At 75.1% G+C, this 16,529-nt stretch carries 13 protein-coding genes; 7 read left to right on the top strand and 6 right to left on the bottom strand.

The genetic code is table 11. The features are described 5' to 3' along the window. Nucleotides 1-12: 12 nt before the first annotated feature. Nucleotides 13-3,036, bottom strand: coding sequence for an AAA family ATPase (locus FKD65_RS38095; RefSeq protein WP_141584056.1), 3,024 nt, complete (start codon nucleotides 3,034-3,036; stop codon nucleotides 13-15). Beyond that, the gene (locus FKD65_RS38090; RefSeq protein WP_141584054.1) at nucleotides 3,033-4,160 is read right to left on the bottom strand and encodes an exonuclease SbcCD subunit D; all 1,128 of its coding nucleotides are present in this window, start codon (nucleotides 4,158-4,160) and stop codon (nucleotides 3,033-3,035) included. The genes FKD65_RS38095 and FKD65_RS38090 overlap by 4 nt, the downstream gene beginning before the upstream one ends. 116 nt (nucleotides 4,161-4,276) lie before the next feature. Here FKD65_RS38090 and FKD65_RS38085 point away from each other — a divergent pair, with 116 nt between their 5' ends. Both FKD65_RS38085 and FKD65_RS38080 read left to right on the top strand, forming a co-directional pair. Next, nucleotides 4,277-4,963 carry a dihydrofolate reductase family protein gene (locus FKD65_RS38085; RefSeq protein ID WP_168221309.1) on the top strand — a complete coding sequence of 229 codons (687 nt, stop codon included), beginning with the start codon at nucleotides 4,277-4,279 and terminating at the stop codon, nucleotides 4,961-4,963. Continuing rightward, nucleotides 4,956-5,384: a dCMP deaminase gene (locus tag FKD65_RS38080; protein WP_141584052.1), complete on the top strand. Its 429-nt coding sequence runs from the start codon at nucleotides 4,956-4,958 to the stop codon at nucleotides 5,382-5,384. The genes FKD65_RS38085 and FKD65_RS38080 overlap by 8 nt, the downstream gene beginning before the upstream one ends. Here FKD65_RS38080 and FKD65_RS38075 read toward each other — a convergent pair. After that, nucleotides 5,381-5,977 (bottom strand): DsbA family protein, encoded by a 597-nt coding sequence (locus FKD65_RS38075; protein ID WP_141584050.1) that lies wholly within the window; start codon nucleotides 5,975-5,977, stop codon nucleotides 5,381-5,383. The two genes, FKD65_RS38080 and FKD65_RS38075, sit on opposite strands and share 4 nt — an antisense overlap. Before the next feature lie 131 nt (nucleotides 5,978-6,108). On the opposite strand from FKD65_RS38075, the gene FKD65_RS38070 reads away from it, so the two are divergent. The 5 genes from FKD65_RS38070 (at nucleotide 6,109) to FKD65_RS45915 (ending at nucleotide 13,462) form a co-directional block, all read left to right on the top strand. Continuing rightward, entirely contained in the window at nucleotides 6,109-7,551 is a 1,443-nt protein-coding gene (locus FKD65_RS38070; protein ID WP_141584047.1) for an aldehyde dehydrogenase, read from the top strand. A gap of 119 nt (nucleotides 7,552-7,670) precedes the next feature. Continuing rightward, nucleotides 7,671-8,882: a hypothetical protein gene (locus FKD65_RS38065; RefSeq protein ID WP_141584045.1), complete on the top strand. Its 1,212-nt coding sequence runs from the start codon at nucleotides 7,671-7,673 to the stop codon at nucleotides 8,880-8,882. Continuing rightward, complete coding sequence (locus FKD65_RS38060; RefSeq protein ID WP_141584042.1) at nucleotides 8,879-9,424, top strand: hypothetical protein; 546 nt, start codon at nucleotides 8,879-8,881, stop codon at nucleotides 9,422-9,424. The genes FKD65_RS38065 and FKD65_RS38060 overlap by 4 nt, the downstream gene beginning before the upstream one ends. Then, nucleotides 9,417-10,073, top strand: a complete 657-nt coding sequence (locus FKD65_RS38055) for a hypothetical protein (protein WP_141584040.1) — start codon at nucleotides 9,417-9,419, stop codon at nucleotides 10,071-10,073. Before FKD65_RS38060 ends, FKD65_RS38055 begins: the two co-directional genes overlap by 8 nt. Further along, the gene (locus tag FKD65_RS45915; RefSeq protein WP_240809805.1) at nucleotides 10,070-13,462 is read left to right on the top strand and encodes a chromosome partitioning protein ParA; all 3,393 of its coding nucleotides are present in this window, start codon (nucleotides 10,070-10,072) and stop codon (nucleotides 13,460-13,462) included. The genes FKD65_RS38055 and FKD65_RS45915 overlap by 4 nt, the downstream gene beginning before the upstream one ends. A gap of 169 nt (nucleotides 13,463-13,631) precedes the next feature. Here the strand turns inward: FKD65_RS45915 and FKD65_RS38040 are convergent, their stop codons facing one another. From FKD65_RS38040 to FKD65_RS38030, 3 genes are read right to left on the bottom strand one after another with little or no spacing between them, the layout of a single operon-like run. Further along, nucleotides 13,632-14,474 (bottom strand): ATP-binding cassette domain-containing protein, encoded by an 843-nt coding sequence (locus FKD65_RS38040; protein ID WP_141584038.1) that lies wholly within the window; start codon nucleotides 14,472-14,474, stop codon nucleotides 13,632-13,634. Beyond that, a complete protein-coding gene (locus tag FKD65_RS38035; RefSeq protein ID WP_141584036.1) occupies nucleotides 14,471-15,523 on the bottom strand; it encodes an ABC transporter permease in 1,053 nt (350 codons plus the stop codon). The genes FKD65_RS38040 and FKD65_RS38035 overlap by 4 nt, the downstream gene beginning before the upstream one ends. Beyond that, complete coding sequence (locus FKD65_RS38030) at nucleotides 15,520-16,509, bottom strand: sugar ABC transporter substrate-binding protein (protein ID WP_141584034.1); 990 nt, start codon at nucleotides 16,507-16,509, stop codon at nucleotides 15,520-15,522. The genes FKD65_RS38035 and FKD65_RS38030 overlap by 4 nt, the downstream gene beginning before the upstream one ends. Nucleotides 16,510-16,529: the final 20 nt, after the last annotated feature.

Genomic DNA, 16,529 nt, shown 5'->3' with positions numbered 1-16,529 from the left:
AAGGCGGCGACGTCAGACGACGACCGTGGCGGTGGAGCCCGCGCGGTCCTTGGTGACGCGGAGCTGGGCGGGGATGCGGGCGCGCAGCTCCGCGACGTGGCTGACGATCCCGACCGCCCGGCCCCCGTCGCGCAGCCCGTCGAGGACGTCCATCACCTCGTCGAGGGTCTCCTCGTCGAGGGTGCCGAACCCCTCGTCGACGAAGAGGGTGCCGATCTCGGTGCCGCCCGCCTCGGCGGTGACGACGCCGGCGAGGCCGAGGGCCAGCGCCAGCGAGCTGATGAACGACTCGCCGCCCGACAGGGTCACCGGGTCGCGCTCCAGGCCCGTCCAGGAGTCGGCGACGCGCAGGCCGAGGCCCCCGGCGCCCTTGGTGCGGTCGCCCGCCGCCCTGTCGGTGGTGTGGACGAGGGCGTAGCGGCCCCCGGACATGCGGTGCAGCCGCTCGTTCGCGGCGGCGACGACCTGTTCGAGGCGGGCGGCCAGCACGTACGCCGACAGCGACATCGCGTGCCGGTTCGCCGCGTGCTTGCCCGACGCGAGGCCCGCGAGGCGTTCGGCGACCTCGTGCCGCGCGGCGGCCGGCCGCCATTCGCCGACGGCGGCGGCGAGGTCCACGCGCAGCTCGGCGAGGCGCTCGCAGCGGTGCCGCGCGCGGTCGGCGGCGTTCGCGGCCCCGGTGTGCGCCGCGTCGGCCGCCGCCGCCGCGGCCTCGAGGACGCCCAGGTCGGGGGCGGGCGCGGCGGCGGCCGCGACCAGCTCCGGGTCGCCGAGCAGGGCGCGGACCTCGGCCTCCTCGTCGTCGAACCTGCGGACCCGGTCGCGCAGGACGCCCTGCTCCTCGTCGGGCAGCTCCGCCTCGCCGACCTCCTCGGGCGTGCGGAAACCCTGCTCCTCGGCCTCCTGGACGAGCTTGGCGCGGGCGGCGGCCAGCTCCTCGGCGGCGCTCCCGTGCGCGCGGGCCGCCTCGACGGCCGCGGCGAGCGCGTCGGCCTCCTCGCCGAGCCTGGCGATGCGGGCCTCCAGCGTCGCGTCGCCGCCGCGCGCCTCGTCGAGCTCGGCCGCCAGCCGGGCCTGCTCGGCGGCCAGTTCCCTGTCGTGGGTGCGGTTCTCGGTGAGGGCCCGGCCGTTCTCCTCCTGCGCGGAGCGGACCCTTTCGAGCTCCTGCTCGTGCCGGTGGAGCTCGGCCTCCAGACGTTCGGCCTCGGCGGCGCGGGCCTCCGCCGCCGCCAGCTCGGACTGCGCCTCGGCGAGCTCGGCGGCGAGGGCGTCCGCATCGGCCTCGCCCGCGATCTCCAGCAGCTTGTCGCGCTCGGTGCGCAGCTCCCCGACCGCGGTGCCGGCCTGCTCCCGGACGTCCTGGGCGGTGTCGGCCTCGGCCTGCGCCTCCTCCACCTGCTCCTCGGTCGGGATCAGCGCGAGCGAGGTCACGGGGGCCGGATGCTCGGTGGAGCCGCAGACCCGGCAGGGCTCGCCGTCGGCCAGCTCCTCGGCGAGGACGGCGGCCATGCCGTCCAGCCGCGCCTGCCGGAGGTCGAGGACGGCCTGGCGGGCGTTCTGGGCCGCGTCGACCGCCGCGCGGTAGCCGGCCTCCGCCTCGGCGAGCCGGTGCTCCACCTGGTCGCGGCGCTGAGCGGCGTCGAGGCGGCGCCCGGCCTCCTGGACGGCGGCCGCGGCGCCGGAGCGCCCGGCGGCGGCGAGCCTGGCCTCGTCCAGCTCGGCGCGGTGCCCCGCCACGACGGCGGGCAGTTCGGCGAGGGCGGCGCGGATCCGCGCGTCCTCCGGCTCCAGCCGCCGCAGCTCCTCTGCGAGCTCCTCGCGGTCGCGGCCGATCCGGCGGAGCCGCGCGGCGGCGGCGCGCCTGCCCTCCAGCGCCGCGACCTCGTCGCGGCGGTGGCGCTCGGCCTTGGCGAGAACGTCGTGCGGGGCCTTCGGCGGCAGCAGCGCGGCGACCCGGGAGCGGGTCTCCTCGGCCCAGCGCCGGGCTCGGGCCGCCTCCCCGTGGCGCGACCGCACGTCCCTGACCAGCGGGACGACCCGGTCGGCGCGGGCGGCGGCGTCGAGCCGCGAGGCCAGCCGCGACTTCTCCTCCGCGCGCTGGGCCAGCGCTTCGCGCCTGGCGAGGGCGTCGGCGTGGCGGCGCCGCCGGTCGGCGAGGGCCCTCGACTCCTCCAGCGCCTCGCGCGCCGTGCGCAGCGCAGCGGCGGCACCCGCGCGCAACTCCTCGACGACCGCGCGGACGTCCTCCTGGCCGCCCGCCAGCTCGGCGGCCCACGCGGGCAGCGCCTCGACCTCGGCGAACGGCTCGACCGCGGGCTCCCCGCGGCGCGGCGCCGGGACGGCCGGGCGGGACCCGCGCGGCGAGGCGGCGCCGGTCGTCTCGCAGATCCGGTCGGCGATCGACACGGCCCGCGCCCCGAGCTCGGCGGCCTCCCGCCCGGTGGCGGCGCGCCGCTCGGCGAGCCACTTCTCGACCTGCGCGAACACCTCGGCGGCGAACAGGCGCTCCAGCACCTTGCGGCGCTCCTCGGCGCCGGCGCGCAGGAACCCGGCGAACTCCCCCTGCGGCAGCATCGCCACCTGGCAGAACTGGACCGCGGTCATCCCGAGCATTTGCGAGACGAGGTCGCCCGCCTCGTCGAGCCGAGTCGTGAGCCCCACCCACGCGCCGTGCTCGAACTCCTCCAGGATCACCTTGGCGTGCTCGTTCGTCGTCCCCGACCCGCGCAGCTTCGGCCGCTCCCAGGCGGGCGAGCGCGTGATGCGCAGCCGGCGGCCCCGGATGGTCGTCTCCAGGACCACGCGCGGCCCGGCGCCGGGGGGCGCGTGGTCGCTGCGCAGCCCCTTCACCGCGTTGCGGACGCCGGGCACCTGCCCGTAGAGCGCGAAGCAGACCGCGTCGAGGATGCTCGTCTTGCCCGCGCCCGTCCGGCCCTGGATGAGGAACAGCCCGGCGTCGGACAGCGCGTCGAAGTCGATGGACTCCGTCCCCGAGAAGGGCCCGAACGCCGCGATCTCCAGCCGGTGCAGCCTCACGCCATGGCCTCCTTGCGGCGGCACGCCTCGAACGCCTCGTGGAGAAGGGCGCGTTCGGCGGCGGTCGCGGGCCCGTCGGTGACCTCGGCGACGAAGTCGCCCGCGACGTCGAGGGCGGAGCGCTCGCGGAGGCGGCCCGTCCAGGTGCGGGCGCCGTCCGTCCCGCCGCCCTCGGGCTCGAAGCCAAGGACGAGCGTGTGCGGGAACCGGCGGCGCAGCCGCTCCATCGCGGCGGACGGGCGGCGCGCGTCGGTCAGCGTGACCTGGAGCCAGCGGTCTTCGACGCGGTCGTAGGACGGGTCGGTGAGCAGGTCGTCGAGGCGGCCCCGGACCCGGGCGAGGCGCCGCGGGACGGGCGCCTCCACGAACTCCGCGGCGGCGCCGTCCGCGCGCAGGTCGATCAGCCACGAGCCCTTGACGTGCCTGTCCTCCGAGAACGAGTAGGCCAGGGGCGAGCCCGAGTAGCGGATGCGGTCGGTGATGCTCCAGCGGCCGTGCAGGTGGCCGAGCGCCGCGTAGTCGACGCCGTCGAACACCGAGGCCGCCACCTGAGAGGACCCGCCCACCGAGATGTCGCGCTCGCTCTCGCTGGACTCGCCGCCGGTGACGAACGCGTGCGCGAGCACGACCGACAGCTCGTCGCGGCGCGCGGCGTCGGCGCGGACGCGGCGCATCGCCTCGGTGAGCGCGGCGGCGTGGCTGCGCTCGTCCAGCTCCCACGGATGGCGGACGAGCTCGGGCTCCAGGTAGGGGATGCCGTAGATCGCGGCGTCGCCCACGACGACGGGCTCGCCCACCGTCGCGAAGTCGGTGCGGACGTGCACGCCGGCCGCGTCCATCAGCCCCGAGCCGAAGCCGAGGCGGCGCGCGGAGTCGTGGTTGCCCGCGATGACCACGACGCGGGTGCGGTCGGCGAGCCGCTTCAGGGCCTCGTCGCACAGCCGGACGGCGTCGACGGCGGGCAGGGCCCGGTCGTAGACGTCCCCGGAGACCAGCACGCACTCGACCCGCTCCGCCTCGACGGTCTCGACCAGGTGGTCGACGAACGCCGCCTGTGCGGCCAGCAGGTCCTCGCGGTGGAACGATCTGCCGAGATGCCAGTCGGAGGTGTGCAGGATTCGCATGTCGCAGCAACCATAGGCACCCCCTCCGACACATCCGGCGCAGAAACGCCGAGTCACCTCAAACGATCTCCGCGGGCGGTGCCGCCGGCGCCGCCGCGCTCCCGTAGGGTGGCGGCGTGAGCGAGCGCCCCTACGTGCTGCTGAGCTGCGCGATGTCCGCCGACGGCTACATCGACGACGCGACTCCCGAGCGGCTGCGGCTGTCCAGCACGGCCGACTGGGACCGGGTCGACGCGGTGCGCGCCGGCTGCGACGCGATCCTCGTCGGCGCGGGGACCGTCCGGGCCGACGACCCGAGGCTGCTCGTGCGCTCCGCGGCCCGGCGGGAGCAGCGCGTCGCGCGCGGGCTGCCGCCCGACCTCACCAAGGTGACGCTGACCTGGAGCGGCGACCTCGACCCCGGCGCGCGGTTCTTCACCACCGGCGAGTCGCCGAAGCTCGTCTACGCCCCGACGGGCACCGCGTCCGGGCTGGCCGGCCGGCTCGGCGGCCTGGCCGACGTCGTCGACGCCGGCGACCCGCTCGCGCTCGGCGCGGTGCTCGGCGACCTCGCCTCCCGGGGCGTCCGGCGGCTGATGGTCGAGGGCGGCGGCGGGATCCACACGCTGTTCCTCACCGCCGACGCGGTGGACGAGATCCAGCTCGTGGTGGCGCCGTTCTTCGTCGGCGACCCGTCCGCGCCGCGCTTCGTGCGGTCCGGGGTGTTCCCGCAGTCGCCGGCGCGCCCGATGCGGCTCGCCGAGGCCACCCGCATCGGCGACCTCGCCCTGCTGCGCTACCTGGTCGGGGGCGGGCGTGGATGACCTCGGCTGGCTGGCGCTGGCCTGCGACCTCGCGGCGCTGTGCCCGCCGTCGCGCACCGCGTTCTCGGTGGGCGCGGTCATCGTCGGCGCGGACGGGCGGGAGGTCGCCCGCGGCTTCTCCCGCGAGGACGACCCGCACGACCACGCCGAGGAGGCCGCGCTCGCCAGGACCGGCGGCGACCTCGCCGGCGCGACCGTCTACAGCTCCCTCGAACCGTGCGGGCACCGCGCGTCGCGGCCCCGCACGTGCGCGGAGCTGATCGTCGCCTCGGGCGCCCGGCGCGTCGTGTTCGCCTGGCGGGAGCCGTCGCTGTTCGCCGAGGGGACGGGCGCCGAGATCCTCGAGGCCGCGGGCGTCGAGGCGGTCGAGCTGCCGGGGCTCGCCGAACGCGCCCGCCGCCCGAACGCCCACCTGCTCTAGGACGGGTCGGGGTCGGCGTGCGGGACCCCCTTGAGCTCGTGGAAGCCGGGCACCCCCGCGACGAGGAGCGTCCCGTCCCAGAGCCTCCCGGCCTCCTCGCCCCGCGGGATCCGCGACAGGACCGGCCCGAAGAACGCGACCTCGCCGACCGCGACCACGGGCGTGCCGACGTGCGGGCCGACCCTCGCGAGCCCCGCGGCCGTCGAGGCGCGGACCGCGCCGTCGTAGTGGTCCGACAGGGCCGTTTCGGCGAGGTCCCCGGACAGGCCGGCCTCGGCGAGCGCGTCGGGGATCGTCTGCGGCCCCATCTCCTTCCGCTCGTGGACGCGGGCGCCGAACGCGGTGTAGAAGCGGCCCAGCGCCTCCTGCCCGGCCCTGTCCGCGACGGCCGCGCAGACCCGGGCGGGCAGCCACAGGTAGCCCTCGGGGTCGTTCTCGGGATCGTCGTCGCGGCCCTCGTTCAGCGCCGCCAGGCTCAGCAGGTGCCAGCACGGCTCGATGGGCCGGACCTTCGCGGCCTCCAGCAGCCACCGCGACGTGATCCAGGTGTAGGGGCAGGCTGGGTCGAACCAGACGTCCGCGATCTCGGCCATGGGCCCGTTCTATCAAATGAGACTCCAGTCTCATTTGCTCTTGCCAACGCCCGGGGACGTCATGCGATGCTGTGGCCAAGCAAGCATTCGGTTATCCGCGTCGGCCCTTCGGGCAGGGGAGGCACAGCAGCATGCGCGAGCACGATCGGCTGTTCATCGGAGGCGAGTGGGCCGCACCGGCCGGCACCGGCGTGATCGACGTCGTGTCCCCGCACACCGAGGAGGTCATCGGGCGGGTGCCCGAGGGCACCGAGGGCGACATCGACGCGGCCGTCGCGGCGGCGCGGCGCGCCTTCGACGAGGGCCCCTGGCCGCGGATGACCCCGGCCGAGCGCGCCGAGATCGTCGGCCGGCTCTCGGCGATCTACGCCGAGCGGCAGCAGGAGATGGCCGACCTCGTGACCGCCGAGATGGGCTCGCCCATCATGTTCTCGGTGTTCGGCCAGGCCGCCATCCCGCAGATGGTGCTCCAGTACTACGTGGACCTCGCCGCCTCCTACACCTGGGAGGAGGAGCGGCAGGGGATGCTGGGCCCGGTCACGGTCACCCAGGAGCCGGTCGGCGTCGTCGCGGCGATCGTCCCGTGGAACGTCCCGCAGTTCACGCTGATGCTCAAGCTCGCGCCCGCGCTCATCGCCGGCTGCACGGTGGTGGCCAAGCCCTCCCCCGAGACCCCCCTCGACTCCTACCTGCTCGCCGAGTGGATCCGCGAGGCGGGCATCCCCGAGGGCGTGGTCAACTTCGTCCCGGCCGGCCGCGAGGTCGGCGCCTACCTCGTCGCGCACCCCGACGTCGACAAGGTGTCCTTCACCGGCTCCACCGCCGCCGGCCGCAAGATCGGCGCGGTCTGCGGCGAGCAGCTCAAGCGGGTCACCCTCGAGCTCGGCGGCAAGTCCGCCGCGATCATCCTGGACGACGCGGACCTGGCCGCCACCGTCGAGGGCTTCAAGCTGGCCTCGCTGATGAACAACGGCGAGGCGTGCGCGGCGCAGACCCGCATCCTCGCCTCCCGCCGCCGCTACGACGAGGTCGCCGACGCGCTCGCGAGCATGGTGAGCGGCCTCAGCGTGGGCGACCCCTCCGACTACGGCTGCGAGATCGGCCCGCTGGTCGCCAGGCGGCAGCAGGAGCGCGTGGAGAACTACATCCGGATCGGCCAGGACGAGGGCGCCAAGATCATCACCGGCGGCCTGAACCGCCCGCACGACCGCGGCTGGTACGTCGCCCCGACCGTCTTCGGCGACGTCGGCAACGACATGCGCATCGCCCGCGAGGAGATCTTCGGCCCGGTCCTGGTCCTCATCCCCTACGAGGACGAGGCCGACGCCATCAAGATCGCCAACGACAGCGACTACGGCCTCGGCGGGTCGGTCTGGACCTCCGACGTCGGCCACGGCGTCGAGGTCGCCCGCCGCATCCGCACCGGGAGCTGCGGCGTCAACATGTACACCCTCGACCCGAACACCCCGTTCGGCGGCTACAAGAACAGCGGCCTCGGCCGCGAGCTCGGCCCCGAGGGCCTGCACGCCTACCTGGAGCACAAGTCCATCCCCCACCCCGCCCCCGCGGGCTGACCCCTCGGTGACGGCCGGGCGGCGCGGGTGACGCCGCCCGGCGGTTCCACGCCCTGATCCCGGGCGCTCCCCCGCGCCGATTCCACCCTGGCGGCGCGGGGGCCGTACCGTAGTGCGCCGTGTCCCCTGCCTCCGACAACGCGGCCGCGAGCCTCGACGACGTCCTCGTCGGCGAGGCCGTGCTGGGCGTCTACCGCCAGATGTTCGCGGCGCTGGCCCGCGACAGCGGCGCGGTCGTCGACGACCCGGAGCTCGTGGACGTCGCCGAGACGCTGCTCGCCGCGTTCGCCGACGCGGGCGAGGACGGCCTGAGCCGCGAGCAGATGCGGTATGTGTGCCGCCGCTACCCCGCCGAGGTCTTCGAGAACCGGCTGCGGGTGCTGAAGGGGCTCGGCGCCGTCCGCGAGGTGTTCCCCAAGCCGAACCAGCTGCGCTACCGGGCGTCGTTCACCAGCGTCGTCGGGCTGATGTTCGTCCGGCGGATGATGCTGGACGGCGGCCAGAGCGAGATGCACCGGCTCCTCGCGCTGGAGCAGCTCAACGTCGCCGACCCGCGCATGACGCCCGAGCAGGCGCGCGGCGGCGCGGACGGCCTCGCCCGCGCGTTCCGGCTGTGGAGCGTCGAGCTCGTCACCCTCACCAACGGCACCATCGAGGAGCTCCGCGAGCAGGCCCCCAAGCTCTGGGGCACCGAGGAGATCCTGCTGCGCGCCGAGCGGCTGCACGGCGCGATCCTGCGCCGCTGGCCGCAGCTCGACCGCACCTGCACCGACCTGCGCGCCGCCATCTACGCCTACGGCGACGCCTCCCGCCGCGCCGCCGCCCGGCTGTCGGACTCGGCGGGCACGACCCGCAACCTCACCCTCCTGCCGCCCGAGACGTGGCGCACCTTCACCCGCACGGCGTCCCGGGAGGACCTCGCGGCCGTGCTGGACGGGTTCGTCTTCGACGCGCCGGCGCCGTGGCACGAGCCGTCCGCGGTGGTGACCGCCGTGGAGGACGGCCCGCGCGCCACCCCCCCGCGTCCCGCGCCGCCCCGGCCCTCGGTCCCCGACCCGGGCCTCTCGGGCGACACCGGCTCGGACACGGCCGCGACGGAGCGGCTGCGCGACCTGGCCGAGCAGATCCTGCGCGGCCGTGACGCGGTCGCGGTCGAGGACGTCCTCGCCCACGACTGGCCCACGGCGCGCCGCATGCTCGCCGACCTCTCGTCGCTCCACCTGCACCCCGGGCTCCCCTACCGCCTCGTCTGGTCGGACGGCCTGGCGCTGCGCCCCGAAGGCTCCCCGACGTGGATCTCCCCGGGGCGGCTCGAAAGGACGGACCGGTGACCGTCGACCCGCATGTGCTGGCCCGCGCACGCGCCCGCGTGCTGGGCGGGCCGTCCGGCCCGGCGTCCGATCCCGTGCCGCCGGGGACGGTCGCGGCGGCCGACGGCGACCGCGTCTGGCTCCTGCCCGAGTGGCCGGACGGCGCGACGCCCGCGCTGCTGGAGGAGTACGACACCGCCCCCATGCCCCTGGACCGCGCGGGCCAGGCCCGCCGCGTCCTCGCCGCCGCCCTGCGCTGCTGCTGGACGCGCCTGGACGACGCTCCCTGGCCGGGCTCCCCGTCCGCGGTCGCGAACGTCCTGGAGGTGTACGCGGGCATGACGCGCGGCGACACCGACCTGGCCCGCCGCTGGGCCACCGGCGAGCTCCGCCGCCTGTCGGAGACCGGCTGGCTCCTGCTCGACGAGGCCTCCGGCTCTGTCCGCCCCGGCCCGCGGGTCGCCCTCTGGCCGGAAGGCTCCCTGGCGTCCCTGCGCGACCTCCTGCGCCGCCTCCCCGAGCCCGGCACCGGGTCCGACGCCGGGGAGGCACCGGATGGGTGACATGTTCGAACCGGTGCTGCGCCCCTACGACGAGCGGCGCCGGGCGGAGCTCGTCGCGGCCTACATGGCGGTCGAGCACGCCGCCGAGCCGGTCTCGGAGGTGCGGTTCGCGGCGCTGCGGGAGCCGCCGCTGCGCAGGGCGCTGGAGGAGATGCTCGCGCTGGGCGGGCGGACCCTGATCCGGTCGGAGCAGACGCGCTGGACCTCCGGCTACCGCGACGACGTCGCGGCGGAGCTGGCCGCCGACCCCGAGTGCGTCCCGCCGGTGCGGGAGCGGGCCGTGCTCGCGCTGGTGCTGATCCACTCGGTGGCGATCCCGAGGGCGGCGGGGCTGCTGGAGGACGACTCGTGGCTGTCGCCCCACCCGACGCCGCTGGACGAGCTGCGCCGCCGCACGCAGCTGCCGGTCGGGGAGCTGGAGGCGTCGCTGCGGCGGCTGCGGCTGGCCGGGCTGGTGTCGCAGGTGAAGGCGGGGGCGGACGACGCCGGAGGGTTCGTGCCGGGGCCGCAGTTCCACCGGCTGACCGGCGCCGCGCGCAGGCGCCTGCAAGAGGAGCTGATCCTGGCCGCCGGGCCGGACTCGCCGCTCGCGGCGGCGATCCGGGCGCGGCGCAGGGGGCGGGAACGCGAGCAGGGGGAGCACACATGACGGCCGTCCTCGAACCGATGGTGACCGCGCGCGACGCCGAGAACGTCGTCGGCGACCGGACCCTCGTGGCGGTGCAGGCGGTGAACATCTCGCGGCTGTCGACGCATCCGGTGCCGACCGTCCCGGGGACGCTCATCGTGGTCGCCGGGCAGGGGCCGAAGGACTCCAACGGCGCCGGCAAGTCCTCGTTCATCGCGGCCATCACCGCGCTGCTGGGGGACGAGCAGTGGCGGTTCGCCTCGGGCGCGCGTGCGGTGGCGGAGCTGCTGTTCAACGCGGAGCTGGCCGCGCAGGGCGACAGCCAGTGGGCCAGCGCCGACCACGGCTACATCGTCGGCGTCTTCGACCACGCCGGCCCGCCCGAATCCGACGCCCTCACGGAGGACGACACACCCGCCGGAAAGGCCAGTGCCTCCAGAAGGAACGGCACCGCCGGGAAGAACGGCACCACCGGAGAGAACGGCGCCACCGCCGACGAGGCGTCCGGAGAGAACGCCGCCGCCGGAGAGAACAGCACCGCCGGAGAGAACGCCGCCGTCGGAGAGAACAGCACCGTCGGAGAGAAGAGCACCGCCGGAGAGAACGGCACCGCCGGAGAGAACGGCACCGTCGGGGAGAACGGCACCGTCGGGGAGAACAGCACCGCCGGGAACGACGACGTCGCTGAGGAGGGCTCCGAAAGCGCCGTGACCGTGTGGTTGCGGGTGAACGTCGACGCGCCGCATCTGGAGATCCGGTGGCGGCGGGGGGTGTACCTGGCGTCCGCGCCGTCCGAGGCCGACCGGGTGTCGCTGGCCGACCGGCTGTGGGCGAGCCTGCCGCGCAGCGCCGGGCGGCGCGACCTCGTCGCGAAGGACCTGTCCCGCGTCCTGTACGGGGGGCAGGTCCGGTGCGTGTCGTTCCTGTCGACGTCCGTGCGGTCCAAGGTCGCCACGAACCTGCTGTCGCAGCCGCTGAACGAGATCAGCCCGGAGCGCATCTTCAGCGCGATCGCGGCGCTGACCGGGCTGGACCGGGAGCTGGAGGCCGAGCGCAAGTCCCGCGCGGAGGAGCACCGGGAGCGCGCCAAGGCCGCGGAGGCGGCGGAGCGGCTCACCGAGTGGGAGCGGGAGGCGGCGAGCCTGCTGAAGACGTTCGACCGCCGCGACCGGGCACGCGACGAGGTGGCCGCGGCCGTGCGGCACTGGCGGACGCGGCAGGCCCGGCTGCTGGCGGACGCGGCCGAGGCCGACGCCGCCCACGCCGCCGACCAGGAGCGGCTGCACCGGGAGGGCGAGGAGCTCGCCGCCGCGGCGAGGGCCGCCGAGAAGGAGATCGAGCAGCTCACCGGCGGCGCGCTGGAGGAGCGGCTCCACGAGGCGGGCGCGGCGCTCGCCGAGCTGAAGGGCCAGGCCGACAAGCTCGGCGCGGACAAGGCCGTCGCCCGCAACCGGCTGGACGAGCTGCGCCGGCGCGTGTCGGCGCTGGAGGAGCGCCGCCGGGAGGCCGACGGGCGCGACCGCGACGCGGCCCGCGCCGAGCTGGCGGACGCCGAGTCCCGCCGTGACGAGGCCCAGCAGGAGTACGGGATGGCCAAGGGCGCCGTCGCGCGCGCGGAACGGTCCCTGGCCGAGGCAGAGGCGGGCGAGGGCAGCGCGCCCGCGCAGATCCGGGCGCTCGCCGCCGAGGGCATCGCGGCGGTCGGCCTGCTGGACGCCGTGGAGCTGGCCGAAGGCGTCCGGGAGCGCTGGGAGGCGGCCCTGTGGCCCTACCGGGAGGCCGTCGTCGTGGGGGCGGACGACCTCGACGCGGCGGTCGCCGCCCTGGAGGGCATGCCCGGCTCCATGATCGTCCCCGCGGACGGCGCCGGGCCGCTCCCGGACGGCGTGAGCTGCGCCCCCTCCCCGAGCGGCTTCTTCGCCGCGCTCGAGGCGGAGGGCACCGGTGTCGTGGTCGTCGGCGGGTTCACCGAGCCCGTCACGGGGCGCGTGGCGCGCGTCCAGGCGGCCAGGACTTCGGTGGAGTCCGCGAAGGAGGCGCTGGAGCGCGCGCGGCAGGCCACGGCCGACGCCGCCGCCGACGTGGCGCTGGCGGGGCGGCGGCTCGCGGGGGCGCGGGCGGCGGCCGAGCTGGAGGAGGTCCGCACGGCGATGGCGGGGCTGCGCGAGGGCCTGGAGGAGCTGGGCGGCAGCGAGTCCCGGCTCGGCCCGCGCCTCGGGGCGGCCGAGCAGGCGCTGCGGCGGCTCCAGGCCAAGGCCGACACGCGCGCACTGGAGGTCGACCGGCTGCGCGGCCGCAAGGAGACGCACGAGCGCGACCGCGACAAGGTCCGCCGCGCGGCGTCCGAGCTGGCCGACCGGCGCGCCGCGCTCGGGCTGGACGACCTGGAGAAGGCGTGGGGCGGCTCCCGCGAGAGCGCCGCCGAGTGGCTGTCCGGCCTGGACGACGACGAGGCCACCTGGACGCCCGCCGAGTGGTGGCACACCGCCGAGAAGCACCTGTCGGAGGCGCTGCGGCGGGTCTTCCCGGACGGCCCGTCCGACGAGGACATGCCCGAGGAGATCCGGTTCCTGCTCCGCGAGCGCGCCGAGGGCGAGGGCCGCCGCACCGACCGCGAGCAGGCCACGTTCCCCCGCCTGGTGAAGGCGGTGGAGAGCTACCTGCGCCAGCAGGAGGACTACGAGAAGCACCAGCGGCGGCAGATCGAGGTGCAGCTGTCGGGGCGGCGCGCCGACCTGGACAAGGCGCAGAAGGGCGCGACCGAGGCGGCGGGCGCGGCCGAGGCGCACCGCACGGCGCTGACGGCCGCGATCCGCGCGCGCCTCCAGCGGGTGTCGGAGGAGTTCGAGAAGCTGGACGTGGCGTACGGGGGCTACGGCGCGACGCTGGAGTTCCCCACGCCGGAGCAGCCCGGCGACCCCGAGCAGGAGTGGCGCTGGCGCGTCACGCCGAAATGGCGCCGCTCGGACGGGCAGCGGTACGTCCCCTACAACCGCCGCGCCAACACCGCGCTCATGGACGAGAAGGCCGTCAAGCTGGTGTGCGCGGCGGCGCTCGCCAGCTCCGGCGGTGGCCGCCTGTGCCTGGTGCTGGACGAGCTCGGCCGCAACCTCGGCAAGGAGCACCGCAAGGAGGCCGTCGCGCTCTTCCGCAAGATCGGTGAGACGCACGGCATCACCGTGATCGGCGCCCTGCAGGACGACATGGAGCCCTACGCGATCGACGCGTGCGGCCAGTACGTGAAGCTGCGCCGCTCATCCGACACGATGCCCTACAACGAGTCCCCGGTCGTCGTCGGCTACGACGAGCACGAACCCCGCGTCCGCAAACTGGCCGCCCACATCACCACCGCCCGCCCCGACCCGGCCCCGACGCCCCCCGAACCCCGGCGGCCCCCCGAGCCGCGGTGACGAGCCGGGCAGCCGTGGCCGCCCCCGCGGTGGGCACCGTCCCAGGCCGTGCCGCCTCCAGAGCCACAGTGACCAGCCCGAAACGCGACGACCGCCCCGAGCCGCACGGAACGGCCCGGGGCGCGGCGTCCGGGCCGGGCGTCGTCAGCGGCGTCCGGGCCGGGCGTCGTCAGCCGTCGGTGAGGCCCAGGCTTTGGGCCTCCTTCGTCACTCGTGCGGCGGCGGCGGACGAGCCGGCCGCGTCCAGTTCGTGGGCGAGTTCCTCCAGTTCGCCGCCGCCCGCCATGAGGGCGGTGAGCTCCTCGCGGGTGATCTCCTCCTTGGTGTGGTAGCCGATGCTGCGCCCCCGGTTGAGGATCAGGAAGCGGTCGCCGACCGGGTAGGCGTGGTGCGGGTTGTGGGTGATGAAGACGACCGCGAGGCCCCGCTCCCGCGCCTGGACGATGTAGCGCAGCACCACCCCGGCCTGCTTGACGCCGAGGGCGGCGGTGGGCTCGTCCAGCACGAGGGCCTTCGCGCCGAAGTGGACGGCGCGGGCGATGGCCACGCACTGCCGCTCGCCGCCCGACAGGGTCCCGATGGGCTGGTCGACGTCGCGCAGGTCGATGCCCATCGCGGCCATCTCGCGATGGGTGGTCTCGCGCATGGACCGGACGTCGATGCGACCGAAACGGCCCCGCAGCTCCGAGCCGAGGAAGAAGTTGCGCCAGACCGGCATGAGCGGGACGACCGCGAGGTCCTGGTAGACGGTCGCGATGCCCCGGTCGAGCGCGTCGCGGGGCGAGCCGAAGCCCACCTCCTCCCCCCGCACCTCGTAGGTGCCGGTGTCGTGGCGGTGCAGCCCGGCGACGACCTTGATGAGCGTGGACTTGCCCGCCCCGTTGTCGCCGAGGACGCACGTGACCTCGCCCGCGGACGCCTCCAGGTCGACGTCGCGCAGCGCGATGACGTTGCCGTAGTTCTTGCCGACGCCGCTCAGCCGGATGAGCGGCGCGCCCTTGCCGTCCGTCATGGCGACCGCTCCACTCTGCGCCGCACCACCAGGTTGACCACGGTGGCGATCAGCAGCATCGCGCCGAGGAAGAACCGGAACCAGTCGGGGTTCCACTCGGCGTACACGATGCCCTTGTTCGCCATGCCGAAGATGAACGCGCCGATCGCCGCGCCGATCGCCGACCCGTAGCCGCCGGTGAGCAGGCACCCGCCGATGACCGCGCAGATGATGTAGAGGAACTCGTTGCCGATGCCCTCGCCCGACTGGACGGTGGCGAACGCGAACACCAGGTGCATCCCGGAGAACCACGCGCAGAACGCGACGCCCATGAACAGGCCGATCTTCACGCGGTCGACGGGCACGCCCACCGCGCGGGCGGCGGCGGACGCCCCGCCCACCGCGAAGATCCAGTTGCCGACGCGGGTGCGCAGCAGGAGCCAGGTCGCGATCGCCGTGAACGCCAGCCACCAGAACACCGTGACCTTGACGTTGACGCCGAGGACGTCGACGTCGGAGGCGAACACCGCGCGGGCGGAGGCGAAGCCGTCCATGTCGCGGACGGAGTCGCTCGCGACGTTGCCGGTGAGCGCCTTCGTCACGCCGAGGTTCAGGCCCGCGAGCATGAAGAACGTGGCGAGCGTGATGATGAAGCTCGGCAGCCGCGTCCGGACGTAGAGGACGCCGTTCACCATGCCGAGCACCAGCGTCAGCACCAGCGAGATCGCCACGCCCGCCCACACGTTCAGCGTGAACTGGTAGGCGGTCAGCGCGGCGACCAGCGCCGAGGAGGTCACCATCACCCCGGCGGACAGGTCGAACTCGCCGCCGATCATCAGCAGCGACACCCCGACCGCCATGATGCCGAACGTCGACGCCGCGTACAGCACGGTGGAGAACGACCCGGCGCGCAGGAACGCGTCCGCCACCACCGAGAAGAACACGAACAGCGCCACCGCGCCGAGCAGCGCGCCGAGCTCCGGGCGGCCCAGCAGCCGCCGCAGCGGCGACCGCCGGGCCAGGCGCTCGTCGGGGCGGGCCACCGGCGGCTCGGCCACCGCCTGGGTCACCGCGTCCCCCGGTTCGCGAACGCCTCGAGCTGCCCGGCGTTCTGCTTGGTGACGATCGCGGGCCCGGTCAGCACGGGGCGCCCGCCGCCGAGCACGTTGCCGTTGTTCTTCAGCAGCCACAGCTCGTCGACGGCCTCGTAGCCCTGCAGGTAGGGCTGCTGGTCGACGGCGAACTCGATCGCCCCGGAGTTGATCGAGGCGATGAGGTCCTTGTTCAGGTCGAACGTGCCCACCTTCGCCTTGCTCCCGGTCTCCTTGACCGAGTCGACGGCGGTGGCGGCGAACGGGGCGCCGAGCGTCAGGATGCCGTCGATGCTCTTGTCGGCCTGGAGCTTGGCGGTGATGGACGACTTCACCTCCGGCATGTTGGTGCCCTGCACGAACAGGTTCTGCAGGTCGCCGCCGAACGTCTTCTTGGCTCCGGCGCAGCGGTCCTCCAGGCCGACGTTGCCCTGCTCGTGGACGACGCACAGCGCCTTCTTGGCGCCGATCTTCGCCAGCTCCGTGCCCGCGGCCTCACCGGCGATCGACTCGTCCTGCCCGAAGTGCGCGACCGCGCCGAGCTTCGCCGAGTCCTCGGCGCCGGAGTTGATCGAAACGACCGGGACCTTCGCCGCCGCGGCGCGGGCCAGCACGTCCTTCATCGCGTCCGGCTTGGCGAGGGTGACGATGATGCCGTCGACCTTCTTGTCGAGCGCGGCCTGGACGAGCTGGGCCTGCTTGCCGCCGTCGGGGTCGGCCGAGTAGAGGAACTCGACGTTGTCCTTGGCGGCGGCGGCCTTCGCCCCCTTCTGGACGATGTCCCAGAAGGTGTCGCCCGCGCCGGAGTGCGTGATCATCGCGATCTTCAGCCGGGGGCCGGCGCCCTCCGGCGTCTCCTCGGACTTCTTGCCGCCCGAGCTGCTGCAGGCGCTCAGCGCCAGCAGCCCCGCGGCGGCCAGTACCGCGAGACCCCTGGACGTCCCGCGCGCGAAAACGCCTCTCATCGGCTGTTCTCCGTTTCTCC

The sequence above is a fragment of the Actinomadura sp. WMMA1423 genome, assembly GCF_006547145.1.
Classification (GTDB): domain Bacteria; phylum Actinomycetota; class Actinomycetes; order Streptosporangiales; family Streptosporangiaceae; genus Spirillospora.
This window is presented reverse-complemented; position numbering and strand designations above follow the sequence as displayed.

Bases quoted from the DNA above. Each gene is read 5' to 3' on its own strand.
- FKD65_RS38070 (WP_141584047.1), top strand. From the start codon at position 6,109: ATGCGCGAGCACGATCGGCTGTTCATCGGAGGCGAGTGGGCCGCACCG.
- FKD65_RS38075 (WP_141584050.1), bottom strand. From the start codon at position 5,977: ATGGCCGAGATCGCGGACGTCTGGTTCGACCCAGCCTGCCCCTACACC.
- FKD65_RS38090 (WP_141584054.1), bottom strand. From the start codon at position 4,160: ATGCGAATCCTGCACACCTCCGACTGGCATCTCGGCAGATCGTTCCAC.
- FKD65_RS45915 (WP_240809805.1), top strand. From the start codon at position 10,070: ATGACGGCCGTCCTCGAACCGATGGTGACCGCGCGCGACGCCGAGAAC.
- FKD65_RS38055 (WP_141584040.1), top strand. From the start codon at position 9,417: ATGGGTGACATGTTCGAACCGGTGCTGCGCCCCTACGACGAGCGGCGC.
- FKD65_RS38030 (WP_141584034.1), bottom strand. From the start codon at position 16,509: ATGAGAGGCGTTTTCGCGCGCGGGACGTCCAGGGGTCTCGCGGTACTG.
- FKD65_RS38040 (WP_141584038.1), bottom strand. From the start codon at position 14,474: ATGACGGACGGCAAGGGCGCGCCGCTCATCCGGCTGAGCGGCGTCGGC.